The following is a 7,904-nucleotide window of genomic DNA, read 5'->3' on the forward strand; positions in this document are numbered from 1 at the left end:
CAGTTCCAAGGTGTTGCGTCCACTTCCAAAATCAAGGCCTTTGAGTCCGGAAGGGAAAAAAGCTAAACTCGGATAGGTAACGGCTCCCTTACTGGGAGTTGCATGATTTCCTAGACCAGAAAGATCTGACCATTGGCTCACCGGGTTTCCTTCAACAGAGCTGGCATCTGTGGCATTCAAGTGCAATACCAGTTCTGCAGTCCCTGGACCGGGCTCTGTCGCCCACTTTTGCACCAAAGCTTCCTGTTCAGATGCAAAGTTTTGTGCAGTCAGGGATCCATGGAAGACCTTCACTTCACCAACAAGCCCATTTAGATAACGGCCGGTTTTGGTAGTCATGCCTAGGAGCACGGGAACATTTCTCGAGAAATCTGCCGGAGGAACCGTTGTGCTACTTGTGGTGCCGGATTGAGAATCCCAAAGCTCGAAAAGACCAGTTCCAGCATGGTAATTGACACCGACCACAATGGTATCTCCCACCTTGACGGAGCCGCTTTGACTCAGTGTCTTACCATTCAAAGAGGATTGTATGCTACCGTTGGACATGCGGATCAAAAAACCGGATTGGGCATTTGATTGGTTGCCCAAAAGATCTTCACGGGTATTTCCAATTTTCCCTACCCGCTTGTAAGTCATTAATACGGCAAAGCCTGCAGGGTTTTGCCCTGTCTGGTCTAACCAAGTGTTGGAGTCCTGGGCACTGAACAACTCCAGAGCACTAGCGGCAGAACCAAAGTCTAGACCGCTTAATCCTGAGAGAAAAGTTTCGGAACTGGGGTAGGTAATCGAACCCATGTCTGCAGTGGCATCATTATTGTTTCCGGATTGATCTTTCCAGAGAGTCACCAACTGGCCATCGACAGCTACGTCGACTGTTGCATCCAAATGCATAACAAGGCCTAGTGGATCCGGGTTAGGGTCTGGCCCGTTAAGCACGCTAAGCTTGTAGCTTTGTTTGTCCGAGTCGCCATCTTTATCTTCGACGAGGACAGTGAAATTAAAATTCCCTTTTTCTTTTGGGGTTCCACCAATTTCACCTGTGGAGGCGCTGAGTGATAAACCAGAGGGTAGACTTCCTGATTGGATAGACCAGGTGAGTTTGCCGTTGCCCGAAGTGGCATATATGTAATGAGAGTATGGAGTATTTAGAGCGGCATCTGAGAAGAGTTTAGAGGTTCGGATATTCGGAGTAGTATCCGAAACTTTGGGCGTCCAACCTAAATATTCTTGCTCCTCTGCATTATAGTTATCCCAGTCTTTAGCTTCATTGTAGCCCATTCTTTCAGCTACTAGCCTGGGAACTGGATACCTTCCGTTCCAGGGTTCCATCTCAGCGGCTACGGCACCGTAACGGTGATTGTAAAGTGAAAGCATTTCATCCATTACATCCGGATTCTGTTTGGAAAGGTCTGTTTTCTCGGCGATGTCATCTACCACATTATAAAGCTCAAATTTTTTCACTCCGCGCGTACGGAAATAGTCAGTTAAAGACTGTCCTTTAGTGATATTGTCAAAACTACCCCAGATCTTCCAATCACCTTGGCGCATGGAAGTGTGCCGGTAGCCCATCCATATCGGGGGCACTTCACGTTCAAAAGTTTCGCCTCTTAGGGCAGGCATCATGCTAATACCGTCTAGAGACAGATCATTCATTTTATCGACTTCTAAAAGATCATAAAAAGTGGGCGCCAAATCAAAGAATGTTAGCGGTGTATCGATCACCCTGCCATCATCCAAAAGGCCTTTCCAATACATAATGGTGGGTTCCCGATAGCCTCCTTCGTAGAAGGAGCCCTTTTTAGATCTCAACCCGCCAGTAATACCTCGGAATCCTTGCGCAGGACCATTATCCGAGGTAAAGGTTATCCAACTGCTGTCTTTTAAATTAGTATCTTCTAGGTGTGTCAGCAGGCGCCCGATTTGATGGTCCATATGGTCTACGTTGGCGTAATATTCTTGCTGACCGTCAGAAAATTTTGATTTCGGGTATTTTGCTTCAAACTCAGGCGGTGATGCGATTGGGCCGTGAGGCTCGTGAAACCAGAGAACTAGGAAAAAGGGTTTATTGGGATCACGGCCGTTTTCCAGCCAATCAATTGCGCTGTCGACAACAAATCCGCAACTATAGCCCTTGATAGCAGGAAGGGGATTGGATTTCCTAGTTTTGTGATCGGTGCGCATCTCGTAGAAATTGTCTGTCTTCGCGTGGGACGGAGAAGCATTGTTGTGAGTAGCGATCCAGTGGTCAAAGCCCTGCTCGTGAGGAAATGTCTGATCCCAATCCTCCATGTCACCTATCAGCCCCCATTTACCATAGAAAGCGGTGCTGTATCCCGCTTCCTTGGCAATTTCTGCCAGCGTCACTTCTTCGTCAAGTAAGTGGACCACGGAATCGGTAGAAATAAAGGCATAGATACCACTTCGATAGGGAGTGCGTCCCGTCATCATACCGGAACGGCTTGGTGAACAGGTTGGATGGGCAGAATAAAAACTAGTAAATCGTGCTCCGTCTGTGGCCAGTTTGTCTAGGTTAGGTGTTTGAATGTTTGGATGACCAAAGCAACTAAGATCACCATAACCGAGATCATCAGCCATCATGATGATTATGTTTGGTCTTTCGGTCTGGGCTATGGAGGCTGATGCAGTCAAGACCAGCCAAAGGGTCATATTTATAATAGATGTTAGCAGAGAGTATTTCATATTTGATGTTCCATGATGTTTATTTTCTACGCTTTTAGATACAAAATTGAATTTACAGGTTTATTTGGGAACATCTCATAGATAGCTTCTAAGTAGAACAGGATGCTCAGCTCAGTGAAACTCGTAAAGTATACTGAGATTGGAAGCTCCTTATCAAATAGGCTTATTTTCATATTCATTCTATCCCGCATAACCATCAAGTTTAGCCTTAAAGCCAAATTAGCTAAGGCTGACTGCTAGCTTTGCTCTCTGATTCCTGTCTTCCTGGGGAAGTATGGCAAACTGAACTTCTGGGATAACCTAGCAGGGATTTTTTGTTAGTAGTAAAAAATGTCGATAAATCCTTTTTTATAACATAAAAGTCATCCTGAACTTCGTTTATTGCATCGCCTATTTAAGGTTAAATATAAATGATTATTTTTCAATCAAAATCCTAATAAATAGTTGCTCATCGGGTTCGGGGACTTGGTAGAGTCGCTCATCTAATTTCTCATCGACAGTGAATTCTGAAAAATCCCAGTCAACGTTCTTCCAAGTCTGAAGATCTGAGGAGGACTGAACTTGGTAACCTATAGTCAGGTCGTTTCTAAGAAGCATATGTGAGAATTGCATATCTCCAGATGCCTGGTCTGTGTATAGCTTAAAGCCGCGAGGAGCAATTCGAAAATTCAGAGGATTCCCTCCTAGGGCATATTCCGTTAGGTTATTAAGGCCATCTCCATCGAAGTCCGCATATTCTGGGCCAATGTTCATTCCTAATTCAGGCCACCAATAGTCGATTCCTTCGACTATCCATTTGGTAACCATGGAGCGGGTTTCAAACCGAAAGTGAGAAGCGCTTAAGAATTGGTCGAAGATTTTAACTTCGCAAATGGCGCCATTGAAGGAGCGATTGGTATGAGTGGTTCTCCCAATTGTCACAGGATTGGAGTTTGAGAAATCTTGAGCAGACACGGTTTTCTGGTGGATGATATTATTTATGGAGTCCCAAAACTCAAAAAGCTGCGTCTGAGGGTCATAATTAATAGCAAAAACTACAGTGTCTCCATCAGAAATATCGTCATACCTATCGGCTGTAATCACCGTTTTACCCAATGATGCTTGGAGTTTACCATTTGACATAGTCCGAAGCAGGATACTGTTAGAAGATTGCTTTGTGTTGTTACCGAACAGGTCATATCTCTTTCCTGAGGCTAGATCGTTGTTAGCAACAGCTAAGATAGCACAAAAGCCATCTGCGCCAGCAACCGTTTGGTCGAGCCAATCATCCGACTCAGAGGCAGAGAAAAGCTCTACTCTGTTTGACGAAGTGCCCACATCAATTCCTATGAGATCCGCTTTTGAACGTGTCACACTAGGATACGATATTTCACCTGAAAGTAGGACCGCGTGGTTTTCATTACCAGATAGATCAATCCAAAACTCGTCCACATCTGATTTGACTGAGGCTGCGTCATTTGCATCCAAATGCTGGAAGGGTTGCACCGTAGAGGTTCCAGTCAAAGTATAGAGGTCAGGAACGTCATGCTCGAAAAGAGTCCATTCGTCATTCCGGAAATCAATAAAATTCGAAATGACGGCCTCATCTGAAACCGCAAATTCAGGACGGTATTTGGCAAGAACAGGTGTCCATGACCTAATGAGGTCACTTTTGCTGGTATCCAGCCAGGATGACCATTGCAAAATCCAGGCTAACTCATTTGTTGTAGGATTATTTTTTAGTGGGAGTAGGTGTCTTGAATACCAGTCAAAATTTTTAGGATCTATGTAGCCATTCTCAAAATTAATGTCGTCATCTTCGTATTGAACAAACCCGCCTTTGACGCCTACCTCAGTTAATGCGGCAATTTTATTATATTCTCTGGCATAGGCAACAATGATCTGGGTTGCTAGCCTAAGGTCAGACTCAAAATTCCTTTTGTTATACATGTCCACGCCATACCCATCCACCCATCCGGGTCCGGGGTATTTCTCAAGAAATTCTTGAAAGCTTCTGGCATTATTAGGCGATTGAATATAAATCAAATTATGAACTCCCTTTACATCACGTAGGTATTCAACGGTTAGCTTCCATAGCGCTATATGTTCATCCTTGGTAGCATTTTTGCCAGACCACCAGAAGGAATTATGGTTTTGCTCGTGCAAAGGCCTGAAAAAAATAGGGATCAATTTACCCTCATCGTCTTTCATGGCCTTAAAGAATCCTGCAGCCTCGTCGAGATAATATTTATAGCGTATGTTGGCGGCAGATCCCTCAATTAAAGTATTAGTTACAGGATCTCCAGTGCGGCTGTCAAAGTCCAAATCATTGGTAGGGTTGGGCATGTGCCAACTCAAAGAAATAATGCCTCCTCTTCTGTGAACACGAGTGATGATTTCATGGTAATGAGTCTCATGATATCTGGCGTCCTCAAACTTAGGGGGTTTAAATTCTTCAGGGTTTTTCCAATCAAAACTAGGGATGTCATAGTCCGAATTGATCCATAAATACCAATCTTCGGAATCTCTGAGATCCAGCCCTATTACTGATGGGTTGCTTCCTGTTATTTCACGTATATCACTATTCGCATAATAGGTTAAATCTTGTGCGTGATAACCTCGCATAAATGGCCGCTGGACACCATACATAATTCTAGTTTTGGCGAGTTGCTGGACATTCTTGTAGAGCTCTACTGTTTCTTGAGTTGCCTTTTTGTCTATTAGGAGTGGAGCAGGCTCTGTAGGCATAGCATGAATCTCGGCACTTAAAACGCCTTCTTTTCCATTCTTGAATTTTGGAGAAATGGCATAAAAATAATTAGTCCCATTAGACACATTAGCATCAATGTAAGTATTCCCTTGGATATTTTGATAAAAGTGGTTATTGCTCATGTTGACCGGAGATGTAGTTGATCGATACAGATTGTAAGATTTGAGCTTGTTATTAAGTTCATTGGCCCAATTCAAATTTACTTGTCCATTTCCAGCTTCTGCCTCGAAGTCCCGAGGTCCTGATATTCTAAAAGTGATAGCCTTAAAGCTCCGTTTGCCGGCTGCGTAAGTGAGGTCATTAAGGATTGCTAGTCTATCTTGATCCTTGATTTCAATATTCAGCGGTTTGATCACAGACTTTGAGCCATTCGATGCTTTTGGACTCAGCATTTCACCTAAATCAGGAAGTGATGGCACAATGGATGAAGCTCTGCTTTTTCGCCATACCTCCAGGCGTCCACTGGTATCTTGTACCGTAACACTCACGAGTTCCAATGACTCACCTCGGCCTAAGCTCAGGCCACTGAAGTCGAACTCAAACAAAAGTGCGTCCTTGTTATCGATAAGGACATCCGTTTTTTTGCTAGAGGTAACTCCCCAACCATCGCCATTTTTAGCAAGTTCAGAGCCGGCCCCCGGAGCAAATTTCCAGTCCCAGGCGTTGACAGTGGCTTTAGTGCCTTCTTCGCCAATAGCTGTTATCCTCATCGTGAAGCTGCCTGTCGTTTCGACATTGCCGAATGATCCACTGATTCCGAGCCCAGAAATACCCGAAATAGTGGCAGTATCATTTTGAACATCGTGAACAACATCGACAGATGTCAAGCCCGTGGGGCTATCCGAGGTGGTGTAGTCTATGGTTATTTGGCCCCAACAAGCCGCAGTAATAGTCCAATGGATCGCCAATAGTGATCGCAGTAGATGTTTGTTTGCAGTCAACATAGTATTACTAATACAATAATTTACTATTTAAGCAATAAAGAAGTGATAGTAAATATGTCAATTATGGTTCGAGATCGAAAGGGTGAAAATCATATTAGCTTCATCCCACTCAGAAACTTATGTTATAGAAAATTCTCTTATTTTAAAGTCTAAATTTGATTAAAATTTGCCAAAGCTGCGATGAGCTCAAAGAGTGAGATTTTTGGCGCTAATTTGAAGGATATCAGATAGTTTATTATCCATATTATCTACTTTATAGTGAAGTTAGCTTTCTTTAATAGCGCATTATTGTTATGGGGTCTCAAAAAGCGCTTCTTGAAGCACGCACCTGTTTTAAGCAAAGATGATTTGAAAAATGGGTGGACGGATAAAGCAGGAGGCTATAGCTCCTTTACTTTAATATTTCGAAAATGGATAAGGCCGGTTTTTCCCTTATGGAGTTGCAGGGCAAAGTAGCCTTTGGTGAAATCCTTATTGGTATAGTGGGCGGCAGGTATACCATTCACCCATGTTTTGACAGTTTCGCCTTTAGCAAACAGGGTAATTCTATTCCACTCTGAGTAGTTTATAGCACCGCGTGCTTTTTCATGGGACTTGAACCAAAGAGGATAAATAAAGCCTCCAATGCCTTGAGCATAAATTCCGCCTGACCAGCCACGTTTTCTTTTTGCTTCCTCGAGTTCAATCTGCGGTCCAACAACTTTATCTTTGCCTTGCACCTTAGATCGAAATTGTATGCCGGAATTTCCGTCTTCTAGCCACTTTACTTCAAGGGTAAATATGAAATCTTGAAAATCATCCCGGCTAGTGCATAGGTAGGAATTTGCATTCGGGGGTCTGTACGTGCCTACGATGACCTCTCCTTTGGCCTCATACATATTATCAGCACCCCGCTGGATCCAATTATCAAGGTTTTCACGATTGTATAATTCTGTAAAACCCGAACTCAAATCAGGCTCTGGATCCATATTGAGTAGCATCTTTTCAGGGACTGGGGCATAAGGGGTTTCCGCATACTTCGATATAAACTTTTTGAACTTAGGATCGACCGTATTTTCCTGATTCTCTACCCCGAATGCGGTGCTGAGCATGAAATTTGCAATAACTATAAATAAGGTTGCTTTCACATCTGTTAGTATTTCAAGGCTATAAAATAGCTATGCATAGGATAAAACATAGATCAATTTAAAAATTATTGGGGCATAGCAATAGGTGCAAAGTAAAGCATGTCCTGTTACTTTTCCCTAAGTGGGGAAGAAGGCCTAGGTGATCAGGCTAAAGGCGAAGTCGGCTGTAGACTGGATGATGATGTTTACCGATTTTGTCAAATATCAGTTACAGATCTAAAGGTTGTGTTATATATACGTGGGCTAATTAGTTGTCACTGAAAAAGTGATTTGGCTTAGTATGGGAAAGGGGTGAGTGTATAAAAGGACTGTGAGAAAAGACTGGTAATAGGTACAATAGACGCAAAAGCTGGTCAAAAATGAGAAGTAGTAGTCCTGAAAACA

3 protein-coding genes are annotated in these 7,904 nt (G+C 43.3%); all 3 read right to left on the reverse strand.

Features of this window, described 5'->3' with window-relative positions; translation table 11 throughout:
• Nucleotides 1–2,700, reverse strand: a 2,700-nt coding sequence (locus AAGA18_15350; protein MEM9446717.1) for a sulfatase-like hydrolase/transferase, incomplete at its 3' end; no start/stop codon positions are given.
• A 414-nt stretch (nt 2,701–3,114) separates the two neighbouring features.
• The gene (locus AAGA18_15355; GenBank protein ID MEM9446718.1) at nt 3,115–6,393 is read right to left on the reverse strand and encodes a glycosyl hydrolase; all 3,279 of its coding nucleotides are present in this window, start codon (nt 6,391–6,393) and stop codon (nt 3,115–3,117) included.
• Nucleotides 6,394–6,773: 380 nt separating this feature from the next.
• On the reverse strand, nt 6,774–7,520 hold the full coding sequence (locus AAGA18_15360) for a DUF1080 domain-containing protein (GenBank protein ID MEM9446719.1): 747 nt from the start codon (nt 7,518–7,520) through the stop codon (nt 6,774–6,776).
• Nucleotides 7,521–7,904: the final 384 nt, after the last annotated feature.

The sequence above is a fragment of the Verrucomicrobiota bacterium genome (assembly GCA_039192515.1).
Classification (GTDB): domain Bacteria; phylum Verrucomicrobiota; class Verrucomicrobiia; order Methylacidiphilales; family JBCCWR01; genus JBCCWR01.

What these genes read in the sequence shown, in the direction of transcription:
- AAGA18_15355 (MEM9446718.1), bottom strand. Translation starts at nt 6,393, where the DNA reads ATGTTGACTGCAAACAAACATCTACTGCGATCACTATTGGCGATCCAT.